Source organism: Mycolicibacterium mageritense (assembly GCF_010727475.1).
GTDB lineage: Bacteria > Actinomycetota > Actinomycetes > Mycobacteriales > Mycobacteriaceae > Mycobacterium > Mycobacterium mageritense.
The window spans coordinates 1,553,365-1,570,587 of record NZ_AP022567.1 but is presented as its reverse complement, the minus strand read 5'-3'; the positions used below and the strand labels follow the sequence as shown (position 1 = coordinate 1,570,587).

Below are 17,223 nucleotides of genomic sequence, written 5' to 3'. Positions count from 1 at the left end.
GCACAAGTGTCGATCGCATCTGTGACGGCAGTTGCCGATGGTGCCCGTGCGGCGAACTCCGCGACTTTGTCGCTAACAGGCGGGCGAAACGATAGGCGCCGGCCGGGCGCGACACGCCGGGCCTGTCAGTTCTCCAGATACGCGACGATCGCATTGGACAGTGCGCGTCTCGCCTCGTCGAGGTCGATGTAGGTGCCCAACTGCCGTTCCGACGTGATGCCGCGCATCGCGCCGGGGATGAACAGCGCGACCTCGCGCACCCGGTCGGGATCGACGTCGAGATCGGCAAAAGCCTTCTGGCAGGCCTCGATCCACGTCCGTTGCCACGACGAGAGCTCCGCGGCAGTCTGCGGGAAAAGGCGCTCCAATTCCGCCCTGTCCCGGGGCAGCGCGGCGCGCAGGTTCTCGATCGCGCGGGAATCCGTAGCGGTCAGCCCGTGGTACATGGCGTCGAGGATCCCGGCGACACGCTCCGGAAGGGTTCCGTGCGGCACCGCGTGTGACGGCATCTGTCCCCGGCGTTCGGCGGTGTAGCGCAGCACGGCTGCCCAGAGTCCGTCGATGTCGCCGAATTGGTATTTGACCGTGCCCCACGTTGCCCCAGCATCTTTGGCGATGCGATTGCCCGAAACCGAGCCGGGGGCGCCGGAGGCGAGCGCATGCAACGCCGCGTCCAGCATGCTCTCGCGGCTGGCCTGCCCCCGCCGGTTGGTGCGCCGCTCGGTCACCTCCGGGATGCTACGCGAGTATTGACTTTGATAGAACCCTCTGTGATTCTAGGGGTCATGGCAAAGCCGCCGTTGTCGATGAAACCGACAGGCTGGTTTCAGGTCGCCTGGTCGGATGAGGTCGCGGTCGGCGACGTGCACCGGATGAAGTACTTCGATCGCGAAATGATCGCGTGGCGTGCGCAATCCGGGCAGTTGACGGTCATGGACGCCTACTGCGAGCACCTCGGCGCGCACCTGGGCTTCGGCGGCCACGTGGTGGGCGAGGTGATCCAGTGCCCCTTCCACGGCTGGCAGTGGAACCACGAAGGCCGCAACGTGTGCATCCCGTACCAGGACAGGCCGAACCGCGGCAGGCGCATGCGCACGTATCCCGTGGTCGAGCGCAATGCGTCGGTCTACATCTGGCACGACGCCGAGGGGCGGGCACCGCACTTCGACGTACCCGACATCTTTGCCGATTTCGGTGACAAGACCGCGGCCGACTATTACCCGCAGCAACGCCTGTTCCGTGAACAGCTCGAACTGCACCCCCAGTACGTCCTCGAAAACGGTGTGGACTTCGCGCATTTCAAGTTCGTGCACCAAACGCCGATCGTGCCCGTGTTCACCCGGCACGACTTCGGTGAACCGTGGTCCTACGTCGATTTCACGATCACCTTCGAAGGTGACGACGCCCAGAAGATCGAGGACGTCAACAGCGGTGTCGAGGCCATCAACGGCGGTCTGGGCATCGCGGTGACCAAGAGCTGGGGCATGATCGACAACCGCACGATCTCGGCGGTCACCCCGGTCGACGACCGCACCTCCGATGTGCGGTTCATGGTGTACATCGGGCGCACACCCGGACGTGACGACCAGAAGACCGCGGACCGGGCGCGGCTGTTCGGTGACGAGGTGATCCGCCAGTTCACCCAGGACATCCACATCTGGTCGCACCAGCGCTATTCCGACCCGCCCGCGCTGGCCACCGCGGAGTACGAGGGTTTCACCGCAATTCGCAAGTGGGCCATGCAGTTTTACCCTGACGGTCTGGGCGGTTCTGCCGCAGACCTTGCCACGAGAGGCTGAGATCCCATGACCATACGCGTCTTCCAGGTCGCCACCGGCAATGTCGGCACCGAGATGATCAAACGCATTGCGGCCCACCCCGATCTGGAGCTCATCGGGTTGCACTGTTACACACCGGAAAAGGTCGGCCGGGATGCCGGCGAGATCGCCGGGCTCGAGCCGAACGGTGTGACCGCGACGGGATCCGTCGACGACATCATCGCGGCCAAGCCCGACGTCGTGACGTTTCACGGAGTGTTTCCCGACGAGGACTTGTACGTGAAAGTCCTTGAGGCGGGTATCGACATCGTCACCACGGCCGACTGGATCACCGGCTGGCACCGCGACACCAATCACGCGCACCCGTCCGGCAAACCGGTGTCCCAGGTGCTCGCCGCCGCGTGCGCAAAAGGCGGTTCGACGTTCTATGGCACCGGCATGAACCCCGGCCTCAATCAGATTCTGGGCGTGGTGTGTTCGGCTGACGTGGCCGAGATCGAGAACGTCACCACCATCGAATCCGTCGACGTGTCCTGCCACCATTCTGCCGACACCTGGAAGGAGGTCGGCTACGGGCTGCCGGTCGACGATCCGCGGTTGCCGAGCATGCTGGAGAAGTACACCCGGGTGTTCGCCGACAGCGTGCTATTGATGGCGGACTGCTTCGATGTGCGGCTCGACGAGGTGAAGTTCAGCTACGAGCTCGGGGCGTGCACCAAAGATGTCGACCTCGGCTGGTACCACCTGCCCAAGGGCTCGCTCGGCGGCAACTACATCAAGTACCAGGGCCTGGTGGACGGGGTGCCCAAGATCGAGACACACCTGGAATGGCAGATGACCCCGCACACCGATCCCAGCTGGGATATCAAGGGCTGCTATATCACTCAGATCATGGGCGATCCGTGCATCTACAACAAGCACATGATCTTCCCGAAGCCCGGGGTGGACCTGTCGGACCCCAGCAGCTTCGCATCGATCGGGATGACGGTCACCGGACTGCCCGCGCTGAACGCCATCAAGTCGGTGGTCGAGGCGCCGCCGGGGCTGCTCACGAGCGCCGACCTTCCGTTGCGGGCCTTTGCGGGCCGCTTCACCTGACGGTGGGCGACCGGCTCTGGTCCGCCCGGCGGCCCTGGGTAAAGTCCGGGCTGTGAACGTCTTTGACAACGGAATCGCGCTCGAATCCGCCGGTGACCGACGTCTGCGCGGCCGCACGGTGCCCGAATGGGCAAACATGGTCGGCCCGTTCGGCGGTATCACCGCGGCGACCATGGTGCGTGCGATCGAGTTGCAGCCCGACGTGCTCGGTCTGCCGGTGGCGGTCACGGTGAACTACCTCGCGCCGATCGTCGACGGTGCGTTCGACGTCGACGCTCGTGTGGTGCGCACCAACCGGTCCAATCAGCACTGGACCGTCGAGCTCGCTCAGGACGGCGACGTGAAAGCCACGGCCACAGCGGTATTCGGAGTGCGGCGGGACAGTTGGTCGGACACCGAACCGGCGCCGCCGCCCGCGCCCGCACCCGAAGATGTCCCGCTGCGGCCCGGGTTCCTGGACGTGACGTGGTTGCAGAACTACGACGTACGGTTTGTCGACGGTGCCGCGCCGGTCCCCGGAGACGGCGAATCCGAGTCCTCGACCACGACGCTGTGGGTTCGCGGGAACCCGCCCTGGCCGCTGGACTTCGCGTCGCTCACCGCGGTCTGCGACATCTTCTACCCGCGCGTGTTCTTGCGCCGTGGCGGATTCGTCCCGGCCGGCACCATCTCGTTCACGGTGTACTTCCACGCCGACGAAGCTCAACTGGCCGAGCAGGGCGACGACTACCTGCTGGGCACGGCACGGGCACAACGCTTCTCGGCGGGCCACTTCGACCAGTCGGCGCAGATCTGGGGCCGGGCCGGCACGCTGTTGGCGACGACGCACCAGATGGTGTACTTCAAAGGCTGAACGGTGTGGTGTGCAACGCCAAGCTCAGTACGGTGAGCGCCACGAACAGCAGGGCGCCGAGCAGCACGAGGGCCATCAGTACGATCACGAGGCAGTTCACACACTGCCGCTTGCCCCGCTCGAACTTCGCGACCCGCTCCTGGTGCTTGAACTCTGAGGCCGCGACAGCGAAATCGACGTCGGCCAGTTCGGCGGCCGAGGCGGGCGACCCGCTCGCGATCTCACGAAGGCGTGCCGCCCCGATACCGACGCCGACACCGGCGAACCGCCGGCTCATGGACCATGCTTGCCGGCGGCTGAGGCAATGATCGCGCATGTACGCCGGGTGCGGCCAGTATCCCCACTCGTCGTGATGCGCGCTCGCACGCGCCATAACTCATTGAGTTTAATTCGGCCCGGGTGCCACCGGTAGGCCGCGAGCAAACTTTCAGTCACCGGATGACGCGATGCACATCGCCGGTGACGTCACCGCCTTCCTGCGCGATCCAGGGGCCGTCGATCGACGGGTCGATGATGCCGTCCTCCATCCAGGTGTAGCGACCCGCGAGCACGCCACGGGCCAGGAGACGGTCAGAATCGTCGCTGTTGTCCCAAAGCTCGGCGAACAGCCGGTCGGCGCGCAACCGGGCCTGACGGCAGAACGCGTCCGCGAGTTCGACAGCGGCTTCCGGGGCGTCGCGCTGCGCGCGGACACAGGCCGCGGTGATCGCGAAGAGCTCCGCGCCGATGTCGACGATCCGTCCCAGGAAACGCTGCTTGTGTTCGAGCCTGCCCTGCCACCGCGACATCGCATAGAAGGTGCTGCGCGCGAGCTTGCGGCTGGCGCGCTCGACATAGCGCAGGTGCTCGCCCAGCGGGCCGAACTCGGTGAACGACATCGGCAGCTGGCCTTTGCCGGTGACCAACGTGGGCAACCAGCGGGCATAGAACTTGCCGGCCTGCGCGGCCGCCTTGGCCTTGTGCTTGAGGTCGGCGTCGGGGTCGATGATGTCGCCCGCCACCGACAGGTGGGCGTCCACGGCCTCACGGGCGAGCATCAGATGCATGATCTCGGTGGAGCCCTCGAAGATTCGGTTGATGCGCATGTCGCGCAGGATCTGCTCGACGGGCACGCCTCGCTCACCGCGGGCGGCCAGGGACTCGGCCGTCTCGAAGCCACGGCCGCCCCGAATCTGCACCAGCTCGTCGGCGATCAGCCACGTCATCTCCGAGCCGTACAGCTTGGCGAGCGCGGCCTCGATCCGGATGTCCGTGCGGCCCGCGTCGGCCAGTTCGCCGGCCAGTTCGACCATCGCCTCGATGCCGTAGGCGGTGGCGGCGATGAACGCCACCTTGCCGGCCACCGCATCGTGCTCGCCGACCGGCCGGCCCCACTGCACACGCTCCTTCGACCATTCTCTGGCGATCTTGAGGCACCACTTCGCCGTTCCAGTGCACACCGCAGGCAAAGACAGCCGTCCGACGTTGAGCGTCGTCAATGCGATCCGTAGGCCTTCTCCTTCGCGGCCGATGCGGTTCGCGGCCGGCACCCGCACATCGGTCAGCTTGGTCAAACCGTTCTCGATGCCGCGCAGCCCCATGAAGGCGTTGCGGTTGGTCACGACGATGCCGGGTGAGTTCGCTTCGACGACGAACGCAGTGATGCCGCCCCGGTGTCCCTCGCTCGCAGGCACCTGGGCCATGATCACCAACAGATCGGCGATGACGCCATTGGTGGTCCAGAGTTTGACCCCGTTGAGGACATAGTCGTCACCGTCCGGGGTCGCGGTGGCGTGCAGCCGGGCGGGGTCACTGCCGACGTCGGGCTCGGTCAGCAGGAACGCGCTGATCTCCCGGGTGCACCGCGGCAGCCAGGTACGTTTCTGTTCGGCGGTGCCGAACATCGAGATCGGTTGCGGCACGCCGATCGACTGGTGTGCGGACAGCAAGGCCCCGAGCGCGGGATGGACGGAGCCGACCAACGCGAGCGCTTTGTTGTAGTACACCTGCGACAGCCCGAGCCCGTCGTACTCGGTCGAGATCTTCATGCCGAACGCGCCGAGCTCCTTCAAGCCCAAGATCACCGAGTCGGGGATCTGCGCGTCGCGTTCGATCACCGCGGCGTCGATCTGTGTCTCACAGAACTCCCGGAGCTTGGCCAGGAACGCCTCGCCGCGCTGTGCTGCCGCAGCCGGGCCGCGAGGGTGCGGATGCACCAATTCCAGTCGTAGTCGGCCCAGGAACAGCTCTTTGCCGAAACTGGGCTGGCGCCACTGCGCCTCCCGTGCCTCCTCGGCTACCTGCCTGGCTTGTCGTTCGTTGACTTCTTTGGTGACGGTCATCGCCGACCTCCGTATGTCGGGCCCTACTCGACGGTAACTCCATTCGGTGGTGGGATACCCGGCAATCACCACGGTCATGCGTCCAGGGCCGATCGTTGCGGCACGGATGCCGGGGCGGCGGACGATAAAATGTCGGGATGCCAGCAGATGTCGACAACGGGTCGAGCAAGCACAAGCCGCTGCTGGTTCTCGGCAAGATCACCGAGATCCTGGACGCCTTCTCGCTCGCCAAACCCTCGATGACCCTCGGTGAGTTGCAGCAGGCGACCGGGCTGCCGACCTCGACGGTGCAGAGGCTCGTCACCAACATGGCGGCGCAGGGCTTCTTGGACCGCGTGGGCGATCAGATCCGCATCGGAACCCGCATGGCGTTCTGGGCGTCGTCGGCGATGAAAGACATCGACATCTTGCAGGTGCTCAAGCCGGTGCTCGCGGAGATGCGCGACAAGACCGGCGAGACGGCGTGCTTCTTTCGCGCCGAGCAGCACTACCGGGTGTGTGTAGCGATTGCCGAGACGCACCACGCGTTGCGACGAAACATGTACGTAGGCAAACTGATTCCCCTGCACGCCGGCTCGGCCGGGCGCATTCTGCTGGCCTGGAACCCGATGCTCGCCGAGGAGATCCTGGCCGGCCCGTTGGAACCCATGACCGACGGCACGGTCACCAGCCCCGACGAGTTGCGGGCCTTGATCAACCAGGCCCGTGCCGACGGCTACGCGATCAGTGCGGGCGAGCGTGAGGACTCGGCTTCGGGTCTGTCGGCCCCGGTGTTCGACGCGTCCGGCGAGATCGTGGGCGCGCTGATGATCAGCGGCCCGACCCTGCGGATGCCGCGTGAGCAGTGTGAGGCGTGGGTTGACCTGCTGGTGGGCTATGCCGAGCAGGTGACGCGGACCCTTGGTGGCCGAACAGCGGTGTGACCGAGGCGTTCTCGCGCCGGTTCAGCTCGGTGGTGCGGTGATCACCCACGGAAACGCATGCGCCTCCGACCGGGCGCCCTGTGCGGTCTTCGACCGGTTCGGTTCGCCGAGTTCGGCCAGCATCTTGTCGGTCAGGCCGATCATCGCTTCGAGCACGTCGGGCGTGAACCAGGCGGGTTGAGTGGCGAACAGCAGATCCTCGGTGGACGTGTTACCGCTGGCGCCAGGGGCGAACGGGCAGCCGCCCAGCCCGCCGAGAGACCCGTCGACCATGGCGGCCCCCGCATCCACAGCGGCCAGGGTGTTGGCCACACCCAGGCCCCACGTGTCATGGCCGTGGAACACCATGCGCCGCTGCGGAGTCCGTTCTCGGGCAATGCGGAACAGTCGGCTCACTTGCGCGGGTACCGCCTGCCCCAGCGTGTCGCAGAGGACCAGGTCGGCCGCGCCGTCGGTCCGCGGATCGTCGGCGATCGAGATCACCCGGTCCATCGGAACCTCGCCGTCGAACGGGCACGTGAAGGCCGTCGCGATGCACAGCTCGATCGTGCCGCCGACATCGCGGCTGATCTGTTCGGCGTCGGGAAATGCAGCCAGGCTCGCGTCGGTGCTTCGACCGATGTTGGCCTGGTTGTGCTTGTCGGATGCCGACAGGCAGTACTGGAAGTTGCGGGCTCCGGCCGCCGCGGCCTTCTCGACGTGGCGGGGAGTGGCCACCCACACCCAGCAGCGCCGCAGCTCGTCCGGTGTCAGTTCGGCAATCACCTCCAGCGTGTTGGCCATCGGTGGCACCAGGTCACCGCGGGCCATCGACCCGATCTCCAGTTCCGGGACGCCGAATGCCAGGAGTTGACGGGCGATTTCGACTTTGCGTTCGGTGGACAGCAGCTTCCCGGTCAGTTGCAGGCCGTCGCGCAGCGTGACGTCGCGCAAGGTCGGTTGCGGGGCGTAGGGGTAGGTCATCGTGGGTCTCCTGCGTCGGCTCCGAGCAGTTCGGACAGCACCTGTTCGGTGTGCTCGCCGAGGTCCGGGCCGACATTGCGGATGGGCAGTGACGTTCCACCGATCACGGGCACGATGCCCGGGAAGCCCACCTGTGCCGGCCGGTCCCCTCCGGTGTCGACGGTGAAGTCCTGGATCATGTTTCGCGCCGCATACTGAGCGTCGGCGCAGATGTCGGCGGCCGTGTAGATGGGCCCAGAAGGCACGCCGGCTTCATCGAGGAGTGCGAGTGCCTCGTCGCGCGTGTGCTGCATGGTCCACTCACCGATCGCGGCATCGAGTTCGTCGCGGCGCAGCCAGCGCCCGGCGTTGGTCTGCAGGTCGGGGTCGTCGGCCAGATCGGGCCGGCCGATGGTCTGCATGTAGCGGCCGTAGATGGCGTCGCCGTTGCCCGCGATGATGATGCTGGTGCCGTCCTTGCACGGATAGGCATTGCTCGGCGCGATGCCCTCCATGCGGCCGCCCACGCGTTCGCGCTTCACGCCGTAGGCGAGGTAATCGGGCACCAGCGACTCCATGACCGACAGGATCGATTCGTTGAGTGCGACGTCGATGATGCGCTGTGTCAACGGAACTGGCGTGCCTGTGCGGTTGTGTTCGCGCTGGAACAATGACATCACAGTGCCGAAGGCGGCGTAGATGCCTGCGATCGAGTCACCGATCGAGACGCCGACGCGCACCGGGGCACGGTCAGGGTCGCCGACCAGTTCCCGCATGCCGCCGACGGCTTCGGCGACCGCGGCGAATCCGGGCCGGTCCGCAAGCGGGCCGGTCTGCCCGAATGCCGAGATGCGCGTGATCACCAGATCGGGGTTGGCCTCGTTGAGGACTTCCGGACCCAAACCCCACTTCTCCAGGGTTCCGGGCCGGAAGTTCTCCAGCAGCACGTCGCAGTGCCGCACCAGGTCCAGCACGAGCCGGCGACCCTCCGGCGTCTTGAGGTCCAGCACGATCGACTTCTTGTTGCGGTTGATCGTGCGGTAGAGCATCGACGTGTCACCCGCGTACAGCCGCCAGTTGCGCAATTCGTCACCGGTGCCCGGTCGTTCCACTTTGATGACCTCGGCGCCGAAGTCGGCGAGCATGCGACCGGCGGTAGGGGCGGCGATGTAGTTGCCGAGCTCGAGAACCCGGACCCCGTCGAGCGGGCGGATGTCGTTGTCGGTCATGGTTTTTCCTAAGCGGTCGAGATCGGTCAGAACAGCGCGCTTGCGGGCAGGATCAGCAGGATCGCCACCACAGAGGCGACCGATACGCCGACCGTGCAGGTCTTGAGTGTTCCGCGGGTGGTCTGTCCGAGCAGGGACTGCAACAGCCAGAAGGTGTTGCTGGTGACGTGCACTGCGAACAGCGAGCCTGCACCGGCGGCCAGCGCCAGCAGAACCGGGTCGAGGCCGAGCACGGGTGCGACCGGCGCGAGGATGCCGGCTGAGGTGATGGCCGAGATGGTCACCGAACCGACCGCGATGTGCAGGATCGCCGCGACCACCCACACCATGAGCAGCGGGGCCGCGTGGCTCGCGGTGAAGTACTCGCCGAGGATGTCGCCCAAACCTGTGGCCTTGATAGTGGCCGCCAGTGATCCGCCGACGCCGGTGAGGATGAGGATCTGACCGCTTTCCTTGAACCCGGTCGCGATCGCACGCTCGACGTGCTTGGCGCCGAAGGCATATCGACCGACCATGCTGGTGCCGATCAGGCCGAGCAGCAACGCGACGATCGGTTCGGAGATGAAGGCGATGATCGGGTTGTGGATGCCCGCGACGTCGAGGATGGCGCCGGTGGCGATCAGCAGCAGTGAGCCGAGCAGAGGTCCGAGCAGGACGATCAGCGGTGTCTGCTGGCGCACCGGAACGGTCTTCGTGGCGACGGCGACCGAACCCGAACCGCCGCCTGCCGTGTCGGATTCGTCGGTCACCTCGGCGCCGCCGGTATCCGGTTCAGCGCCGAGGAACGGTTGTTCGTCGCGCTCAGGATTCCACCACCCGCGGTTGAACAGAAAGATCATGATGGCGACGGAGATTGCGACCGTGGGGATGACGAGCGCGACGCCGCACAGCAGCATCTTGCCGAGCGGCACCTCGAGTAGACCGGCCAGCGCGAGGGCTCCGACACCGGGAACCGTGAGCACGATGCCGCACTCGAGGCCGATCGCCATCGCGGTGGCCATCCGGGCGGTGCCGTTCTTGCCGATCTTCGCGGCGAGATTGCGGGCCAGCGGCGCCGACATCACCAGCAGCACGTCGAGGAAGATCGACTGCAGTGCCGTGGCGATGGTCAACGACATCGCGTACGGCATCCGGTTGGGCCCGAAGATGCGCAGCAAGGTGCCGACGAGGCGTTGTATTGCGCCCATCTCCTGCAGCATGGCGCCCATCAGCACGCCGAACGCGATCAGCAGACCTACCTCGGCCATGATGTCGCCGAAGCCGCCCGCGACGGTTTCGACCGTCTTCTCGACCCCGAGTTTGGTGGCCAACCCCAGGTACAGGGATCCGAGGACCAGCGAGACCACGGGGTTGAACTTGAATCGCACGATCAACACGACGACGGCAAGGATGGCCACCGCGGTGTTGATCATGATGGCGACGTCTGACATGCGCTTTTCTCCATCGGGTCGCACTCGCCGAGTGCGGGGTATGGCCCAGGCCGCATTGTCGGCAGGGTATGACGCGAGTCACGTCATGCTTACTATATGAACATACGCTCACAATATAAGCAAGAAAGCGTCCGGCTTCTGTCAGGTGTTCGCGAGCGTCCTGCGGATGACGTACGGCAGCGTGCCGCCGTGGCGCAGATAGGCGACCTCGTTGCCGGTGTCCAGCCGGAGCCGCAGCGTCATGCGGTCGGTAGTGCCGTCGGCACGCGCGATCTCCATCGCGACGCTCGTCGTACCCGGGGTCAGGTCGTTCAGCCCGTGCAGCCGCAGCGTTTCGGTGCCGTCGAGGGCCGGCGCGTGCTCTCCGCACGCGAACTCCAGCGGGAAGATGCCCATGCCGATCAGATTGGACCGGTGGATGCGCTCGAAGCTCTCGGCGATGACGGCCCGGACGCCCAGCAGCGCGGGCGCTTTCGCGGCCCAGTCCCGGCTGGAACCGGCACCGTAATTGGCGCCCGCGATGATGACCAGCGGGGTCCGGTCGGCACGGTAGGTCGCGGCGGCGTCGTACACGGGCAGGATCTGGCTGCGATCCTTGGTGTACGCCCAGGCTCCGTCGCCGCCCGCGCCGTCGGGTAGCAGCCTGTTGTGCACTGCGTGATTGGTGAACGCTCCTCGAAGCATGACCTCGAAGTTGCTGCGGCGCGTCGAGTACTGATTGAAATCTCGCTCGGCCACCCCGGCGCTGCGCAGGTATGCGGCTGCGGCGCTGTCGCCGGGAATCGCGCCTGCCGGCGAGATGTGGTCGGTGGTGACGTTGTCGCCGAGCGCCAGCAGTGCACGGGTCTCCAACACTGGAGGCAGCGGCTCCGGATCGGCGGGCACGTCCTCGAGGAAGCTCGGGCGGCGGATATAGGTGCTGGCAGGATCCCAGTCGAAGCGGATCCCGTCCTGGCCCTCCAGCAGGCGCCAGGCTTCGGTGCCGGTCCGAATCGCTGCCGTGTTGCGCTCGAACATGCTCGGGCGCAGCGCCTTTGCCGATATCACTGCGACGTCGACGTCGGCGGGCCAGATGTCACGCAGATAGATCGGGGTGCCGTCGGGGCTTTCACCGAGGGGTTCGGTGCCGAAGTCGTGCAGCACCGTGCCTGCCAGCGCGTAGGCGATCACCAGGGGCGGTGACGCGAGGTAACCGAACCGCAGCCGGGGATGCACGCGCCCCGCGAAGTTCCGGTTGCCGGACAGCACCGCGGCCGGGACGGTGCCTTGGGCGACCAGTTCCTCCATTCGCGGGTGCAGCGGGCCGGAGTTGCCGATGCACGTCATGCACCCGTAGCCGACGGTGGCGAACCCCAGCTCGGCCAGGTCGGCGAGAAGCCCTGCGGCGTCGAGATATTCGGTGGTGACCCGGGATCCCGGAGACAGCGTGGTCTTGACCCACGGCTTGACCGTCAGACCCGCGCGAAGCGCGTTGCGCGCCAGCAGACCGGCTTGCAGCATGAGCGCGGGATTGGCGGTGTTGGTACAGCTCGTGATGGCCGCGACCGCGACGGGCCCGGCGGGCACCACTTCGCCGAACACGGGGTCGGTCTCGCCCGTCACAGTGCTCGGCGAACCCGCGGCGGTGCGAAACGATGCCGGCACGTCGCGCAGCGCGACCTTCTCGTGCGGCAGCGACGGCCCGGCCAGCGTGGTCTGCACGGATTCCAGTGCCAGGGGCAGGTTTTCGTCGTACTGCGGCGCGGGTGCGTCGGCTGTGCACAACAGGCGGTTGGCAGCCAGATACTCACGGACCAGGGCGATGTGGGCGGATGGCCGGCCGGTGACCTCGAGGAAACGCAGTGTTTCGTCGTCGGACGGGAAGAGTGCGACGGTCGCGCCGTACTCGGGTGCCATGTTCGACACCGCGGCGCGGTCGGCCCACGCCAGGTTGCGGGCGCCGTCGCCGTGGAATTCGACGAACTTGTCGACGACGCCGTGCGCCCGCAGCATCGCGGTCAGTGTGAGCGCCAGATCGGTGCCCGTCACACCCGGCTGCAGCCGTCCGGTCAGACGCACCCCGACCACCGTCGGATAGGCGATGGTGACGGGCTCGCCGAGCATTGCGGCCTGGCCCTGCAAGCCGCCCACGCCCCAGCCGACCACCCCGATCGAGTTCACCATCGGAGTGTGACTGTCGGTGGCCACCAACGTATCCGGGTGTATCGTGGCCGGCTCCGTCGCGGCGTCGACCCACACCGAAGTGGCCAGCGACTCCATGTTGATCTGGTGGATGATGCCGGTGCCCGGCGGGATGACGCCGAAATGGTCGAGCGTGTTCTGAGCCCACTTGATGAAGCGGTACCGCTCGTCGTTGCGCCGGAAGTCGATCGCGAGATTGGCCTCGACTGCGTCCGGACGCGCGTAGTGTTCGGCGATCACCGAGTGGTCCACGGTGAGGTCGACCGGGATCGCGGGTTGCAACGCCGCCGGATCACCACCGAGTTCGGCCACCCGGTCGCGCATCCCGGCGAAGTCCGCCAGTGCCGGAAGACATGTGGTGTCGTGCAACATGATTCGGTTCGGATGCAGCGGCACCTCGCACGTGTCGAGTTCGCCGCGCAACCGGGCGAGCACGGCGGGCAGCGCGGCCGGTGCGCGGCGGGCGACGTTCTCGATCAGCACTCGAAGGGCGTACGGCGTCGTGGTGAGTTCGGCCTCGGTCAGTACCTCCGACAGCGGCACATAGCGGTAGGTCTGCCCGGCAACGACGAGGCGGCCGTCGGCGATGGTCGCTGCACTCATGCGGGCCAGTTTGTACTAATTCGCGTAAAAGTACAAGTGGGATTGGGGCGCGGCCACACCGCGCGAGCAATAGCTCCTATGTCAAGCCGCGGCGGTTAGGTGTTGATTGTGGGTGTGGTTGTCGTAGTGGAGGGCCTGGTAAATGCGGCGGGAGATGCGGCGTTTGAGGCAGCGGCGGGCTTTGGCTTTGGTTTTCCCGGCGGTGATGAGCCGGTGGTAGTAGGCGTGGCCGTCGCTGCCTTTCATTCGGGCTTGGGTGACGGCGATGCGGTGGATGGCGGCGTTGAGTTGGCGGTTGCCTGAGCGGCTTAACCGCATCTGGCCGGCGTTGGCGCCCGACCATGCCGGGATGGGTGCGACCCCGCAATGGCAGGCGAAGGCGGCCTCGCTGGTGAACCGGTCGATGCCGGCGGCCTCGCCGACAATCTTGGCCGCGGTCAGCTCCGCGCACCCGTCGATGGCCAGCAGGCTGGGCGCCACTTCGCGGGCCCGAGCGGCCAGACGCTGCTCGAGCTTGTCGATCTCGCCGGTGAGTCGGATGATGTCGGCCAGCTCATCGCGGGCCAGTTCAGCCACCAGACCCGGCTGGATGTTCAGCCATGTCTGCAACGCCTGCTGATGGGTGCGGGTTTTCAACGCGCGAGGTGGCGGGGCCTGGTCGGGGTCGAGTTCATGCACACGCCACAGCAGTTGGTTGATCGTCTGAGTGCGTTGCCGGACAAGGACATCGCGACGGTCGGTGAGCAGTTTGAGCTCCCGGGATTGCTCATCGTGGGAAGCGATGGGCAGGTCGGGTTCGCGCAGCACCGCCCGTGCGACCGACTCGGCATCGATCGGGTCGGACTTGCCGCGGGTGCGGGCGGACTTGCGCGTCTGGGCCGACAGTTTGGTGGGTACCCGCACCACTTTCTGCCCGGCACCGAGCAGGTCGCGTTCCAGCCGCGCGGACATGTTGCGGCAGTCTTCGATACCCCACACCAGTTCGGTGCCGAACTGGTCACGCGCCCACATCAGGGCCGCGTGGTGGCCCTCGGTGGTGGCCTTGACGGTCTTCTCACCGAGGCGCCGGCCTACCTGATCAACGGCGACAAAGGTGTGGGAGCGCTTGTGTACATCGGCGCCAACAACAATCATGGTGAATGCCTCCTTCACGCGTGGGAGAGGTTGTTGAGGTTGGACCGGTCGGCCGACACATCTCAGTCGGGGCGATGCCACGCTCCTATCAAGTCAGGTCGGCCGGTCCGTCTCACCTGGTGCCGGCACTACTGCTCAACGCCAACTCCAAAGGGCGGCAGACGCGTACCGAGCCAGACACCAGGTGAAACGCAACCAACCACCGCGCTACAACGCCTGTCACGCAGACACGCCGTAAACCCGGCACACTCACCATGACACTGAGACGTGTAGGTACCCCATATGCGTGAAAATCGGGTACCGCCACGTCTGTTCGCGGGAGAAAGTGGTGCGGCGGGAGAAAGTGGTGCGGAAGGGGTGAGTCAGCCGCGGGACTTGATGCCGGTCTTGAGCTCGCGCACGACGTCGAGGTGCGTGTACATGAAGTCGGCGGCCTTGTCGTTCTCGCCCGCTTCCAATAGGTCGAGCAGGTGCAGGTGTTCGCGGGCCTGGGTGACGAGCCGCGACCGGTCGGCCTGGTGGTTGTACTCGATCATCCGCCGCATGCGGTTGACGCGCCGCACGGCGTCGGCCAGGTAGGCATTGCCCGAACATTCGGCCAGCATCTCGTGAAACGTCGCGTTGTAGCGGAAAAGCTCACTGCGCGAGAGCAATACGATGTTTCCGTGCAGGAGTGATTCCTGCTGCCGACGATGCAGGGCGAAGGCTTCGGGATCGACCGAATAACCGGGTTCGCGCAACCCGGCAGGCTCGACGATGAGCCGGAAGCGGTAGCTCTGGTCGTGGGCCTCTTTGGTCGACAGTGTGCGCACGAATTCCCAGCCGCGTGCGGCGCGCCGGCGGATCAGATCCTCGGACTCCATGCGGGACAGCACGAGATTGGCCTGCCGCGTGGTGAGGCCGTAGCGCTGGCACAGGTCGGTGGTGGTGAAGTCTTCGGTGAACCGGCCGCCGAGGTGGTCGTCGATGATGCGGAAATAGAGCTGCTCGTCCTCGTCGTCGTCGGCGTCGAGCGCCACGCGCGCCAGTTCGGAGGCCGGCATCGCGAGGTGGAAACCGCGGCGCGGGGTGCGCTCGACGAGTCCGATCTCCGTGAGGTACGCCAGCGCGCGGCGCGCCGGCGTGCGCGAGATGTCCAGCGCGTCAGCGACCCACTGCTCGGTCAGGTGGGCACCCTCTTGGAGTTCGTGGCGACGGATCAGATCGACGACGCGCATCGCCATCGAGTTGGGGGACACGCGCGTCGACAGCAATCCGCCTGGCGGCGGGCCACCGTTGACGCTCACGCTGGGCTCCTCTGACCACGATGTTCTTTCTGTGGTGATCGTACAAGGCGGACGGGTGCCGCTGTGCCTGGGCGAAGCGCGGTTTACCTCGGGCCTTGACGGTCGATGTGGTGTGCGTCATATTGTACTAATCCGCAAAACAGTACAAACATCGCAGGCGCATCAGAGTGGTCAACCGGTTGACAGGGCGACCAATTTCGGCGCAGACTTCAGGACGCGCCCACGAGGTGATGCGCAACACACCGAAAGACGGGCGTTGGAGAACAAGGAGGCACCCAGGACCGTGTCCACTCACCAGATTGCGAACCGCTCACCGATTGGCCGCCGCATCGCGACCATGCTGGGCGGAACCGCACTTGTCGCCGCACTCGCGGCCTGTGGTGTCGGAGGGGACTACTCCGATGTCAAGCCTGAACTGCCGGATTACTACCCGGCCGGCTACGCGCAGTTGGTCGACGCTTCCAAGCAGGAGGGCGGCGAGCTGACGATCTACTCCAACACCGATCAGCAGAGCTGGGCGCCCATCATCGACGCGTTCCAGGACAAGTTCCCGTGGGTGGGCAGTATCAACGCCACCAACCTCGACTCAGACGAGGTGTTCCAGCGGGCGCTGTCCGAGCAGGCGACCGGTCAGGACAGCGCCGACATCGTGGTGAGCAACGCCGCCGACGCGTGGGCCGACTTCGCCGAGCGCCCGGACACGCTCGTGTCCTACGCGTCGCCGGAACTCCGCCATCTCCCGGATTGGGCATCACCGCTGCCCAACGTGTACTCGCTGTCGGTGGATCCGATCTCGATGGTGTACAACACTGCGCTGATCCCGCAGGATGAGCGGCCCACGAGCATCGCCGACCTCGCTGCCAAGGTCACCGCCCACCCCGACGATTTCAACGGCATGATCGCGGTGCGAAACCCGGCCGGCGCCTTCGGATTCACCGTCACCTCGGCCTTCGTCAACAACGATCCCGACGCCGCGTGGGCGGACTTCGCCAAGATCCTGCCGTTCAGCAAGAACGAGACATCCACGGGCGGCATGGTCGAGAAGGTCACCTCGGGTGAGTACTCGGTCGGATTCTTCATGGGCTCACCGGCTTTGACCGCCGAGCAGCGCACCGGTGGCCTGATCAAGGCGGTCTTCCCGACCGACGGCACGCCGCTGCTGCGTCGTGGCATCGGGATCGCCCATGGGGCACCGCATGAGGCGACCGCGAAGCTGTTCCTCGACTTCGTGTTGTCCGAAGCCGGCCAGAAGGCCGTGTCCGAAGGCGGTTTGACCGCGTACCGCGACGGTGTGCAACGCGCCGAGGACGGTGTCGCCACCTATCAGGAGGTAGTCGATTCCGTCGGCCCCAAGAGCCTGATCTTCGTGCCCTACACCAAAGCCGGCGACGAGGAGATCGATGCCTTCTCCGAACGCTGGAAGTCCCTGCAAGCCGACTGAGCCG

14 protein-coding genes are annotated in these 17,223 nt (G+C 66.1%); 5 read left to right on the top strand and 9 right to left on the bottom strand.

Features of this window, described 5'->3' with window-relative positions:
- Positions 1-125: 125 nt before the first annotated feature.
- Entirely contained in the window at positions 126-680 is a 555-nt protein-coding gene (locus G6N67_RS07645) for a TetR/AcrR family transcriptional regulator (protein WP_230023502.1), read from the bottom strand.
- A gap of 105 nt (positions 681-785) precedes the next feature.
- Between G6N67_RS07645 and G6N67_RS07640 the strand changes: the two genes are divergently transcribed.
- From G6N67_RS07640 to G6N67_RS07630, 3 genes are read left to right on the top strand one after another with little or no spacing between them, the layout of a single operon-like run.
- Positions 786-1,799, top strand: coding sequence for a Rieske 2Fe-2S domain-containing protein (locus G6N67_RS07640; RefSeq protein WP_036433208.1), 1,014 nt, complete (start codon positions 786-788; stop codon positions 1,797-1,799).
- Positions 1,800-1,805: 6 nt separating this feature from the next.
- The gene (locus G6N67_RS07635; RefSeq protein WP_036433211.1) at positions 1,806-2,876 is read left to right on the top strand and encodes an NAD(P)H-dependent amine dehydrogenase family protein; all 1,071 of its coding nucleotides are present in this window, start codon (positions 1,806-1,808) and stop codon (positions 2,874-2,876) included.
- Between the two features lie 52 nt (positions 2,877-2,928).
- Positions 2,929-3,729 carry an acyl-CoA thioesterase gene (locus tag G6N67_RS07630; RefSeq protein WP_081812543.1) on the top strand — a complete coding sequence of 267 codons (801 nt, stop codon included), beginning with the start codon at positions 2,929-2,931 and terminating at the stop codon, positions 3,727-3,729.
- Here G6N67_RS07630 and G6N67_RS07625 read toward each other — a convergent pair.
- Together G6N67_RS07625 and G6N67_RS07620 are read right to left on the bottom strand one after the other, a co-directional pair.
- The gene (locus G6N67_RS07625) at positions 3,719-4,006 is read right to left on the bottom strand and encodes a hypothetical protein (RefSeq protein WP_230023496.1); all 288 of its coding nucleotides are present in this window, start codon (positions 4,004-4,006) and stop codon (positions 3,719-3,721) included. The genes G6N67_RS07630 and G6N67_RS07625 overlap by 11 nt on opposite strands.
- A gap of 154 nt (positions 4,007-4,160) precedes the next feature.
- Positions 4,161-6,050 carry an acyl-CoA dehydrogenase family protein gene (locus G6N67_RS07620; protein WP_036433214.1) on the bottom strand — a complete coding sequence of 630 codons (1,890 nt, stop codon included), beginning with the start codon at positions 6,048-6,050 and terminating at the stop codon, positions 4,161-4,163.
- Between the two features lie 137 nt (positions 6,051-6,187).
- On the opposite strand from G6N67_RS07620, the gene G6N67_RS07615 reads away from it, so the two are divergent.
- Complete coding sequence (locus tag G6N67_RS07615) at positions 6,188-6,973, top strand: IclR family transcriptional regulator (protein ID WP_036433217.1); 786 nt, start codon at positions 6,188-6,190, stop codon at positions 6,971-6,973.
- 21 nt (positions 6,974-6,994) lie between these two features.
- On the opposite strand, the gene G6N67_RS07610 is transcribed toward G6N67_RS07615, so the two are convergent.
- From G6N67_RS07610 to G6N67_RS07585, 6 genes are all read right to left on the bottom strand, one after another.
- Positions 6,995-7,936, bottom strand: a complete 942-nt coding sequence (locus G6N67_RS07610; RefSeq protein ID WP_036433220.1) for a hydroxymethylglutaryl-CoA lyase — start codon at positions 7,934-7,936, stop codon at positions 6,995-6,997.
- Positions 7,933-9,144: a CaiB/BaiF CoA transferase family protein gene (locus G6N67_RS07605; protein WP_036433223.1), complete on the bottom strand. Its 1,212-nt coding sequence runs from the start codon at positions 9,142-9,144 to the stop codon at positions 7,933-7,935. The genes G6N67_RS07610 and G6N67_RS07605 overlap by 4 nt, the downstream gene beginning before the upstream one ends.
- A gap of 26 nt (positions 9,145-9,170) precedes the next feature.
- Complete coding sequence (locus tag G6N67_RS07600; RefSeq protein ID WP_036433226.1) at positions 9,171-10,574, bottom strand: GntP family permease; 1,404 nt, start codon at positions 10,572-10,574, stop codon at positions 9,171-9,173.
- A 141-nt stretch (positions 10,575-10,715) separates the two neighbouring features.
- Positions 10,716-13,358, bottom strand: a complete 2,643-nt coding sequence (gene acnA / locus G6N67_RS07595) for an aconitate hydratase AcnA (RefSeq protein ID WP_036433229.1) — start codon at positions 13,356-13,358, stop codon at positions 10,716-10,718.
- Between the two features lie 81 nt (positions 13,359-13,439).
- Positions 13,440-14,510, bottom strand: a complete 1,071-nt coding sequence (locus G6N67_RS07590) for an IS110 family RNA-guided transposase (RefSeq protein WP_081812401.1) — start codon at positions 14,508-14,510, stop codon at positions 13,440-13,442.
- A 344-nt stretch (positions 14,511-14,854) separates the two neighbouring features.
- Positions 14,855-15,778 carry a GntR family transcriptional regulator gene (locus G6N67_RS07585; RefSeq protein ID WP_197747953.1) on the bottom strand — a complete coding sequence of 308 codons (924 nt, stop codon included), beginning with the start codon at positions 15,776-15,778 and terminating at the stop codon, positions 14,855-14,857.
- A gap of 283 nt (positions 15,779-16,061) precedes the next feature.
- Here G6N67_RS07585 and G6N67_RS07580 point away from each other — a divergent pair, with 283 nt between their 5' ends.
- A complete protein-coding gene (locus G6N67_RS07580; RefSeq protein ID WP_036435684.1) occupies positions 16,062-17,219 on the top strand; it encodes an ABC transporter substrate-binding protein in 1,158 nt (385 codons plus the stop codon).
- The last annotated feature ends 4 nt before the right edge of the window (positions 17,220-17,223 follow it).

Coding starts and splice junctions, on each gene's coding strand:
- acnA (WP_036433229.1), bottom strand. CDS start 13,358: ATGAGTGCAGCGACCATCGCCGACGGCCGCCTCGTCGTTGCCGGGCAG.
- G6N67_RS07615 (WP_036433217.1), top strand. CDS start 6,188: ATGCCAGCAGATGTCGACAACGGGTCGAGCAAGCACAAGCCGCTGCTG.
- G6N67_RS07640 (WP_036433208.1), top strand. CDS start 786: ATGGCAAAGCCGCCGTTGTCGATGAAACCGACAGGCTGGTTTCAGGTC.
- G6N67_RS07620 (WP_036433214.1), bottom strand. CDS start 6,050: ATGACCGTCACCAAAGAAGTCAACGAACGACAAGCCAGGCAGGTAGCC.
- G6N67_RS07600 (WP_036433226.1), bottom strand. CDS start 10,574: ATGTCAGACGTCGCCATCATGATCAACACCGCGGTGGCCATCCTTGCC.
- G6N67_RS07635 (WP_036433211.1), top strand. CDS start 1,806: ATGACCATACGCGTCTTCCAGGTCGCCACCGGCAATGTCGGCACCGAG.
- G6N67_RS07645 (WP_230023502.1), bottom strand. CDS start 680: ATGCTGGACGCGGCGTTGCATGCGCTCGCCTCCGGCGCCCCCGGCTCG.
- G6N67_RS07605 (WP_036433223.1), bottom strand. CDS start 9,144: ATGACCGACAACGACATCCGCCCGCTCGACGGGGTCCGGGTTCTCGAG.
- G6N67_RS07610 (WP_036433220.1), bottom strand. CDS start 7,936: ATGACCTACCCCTACGCCCCGCAACCGACCTTGCGCGACGTCACGCTG.
- G6N67_RS07625 (WP_230023496.1), bottom strand. CDS start 4,006: ATGAGCCGGCGGTTCGCCGGTGTCGGCGTCGGTATCGGGGCGGCACGC.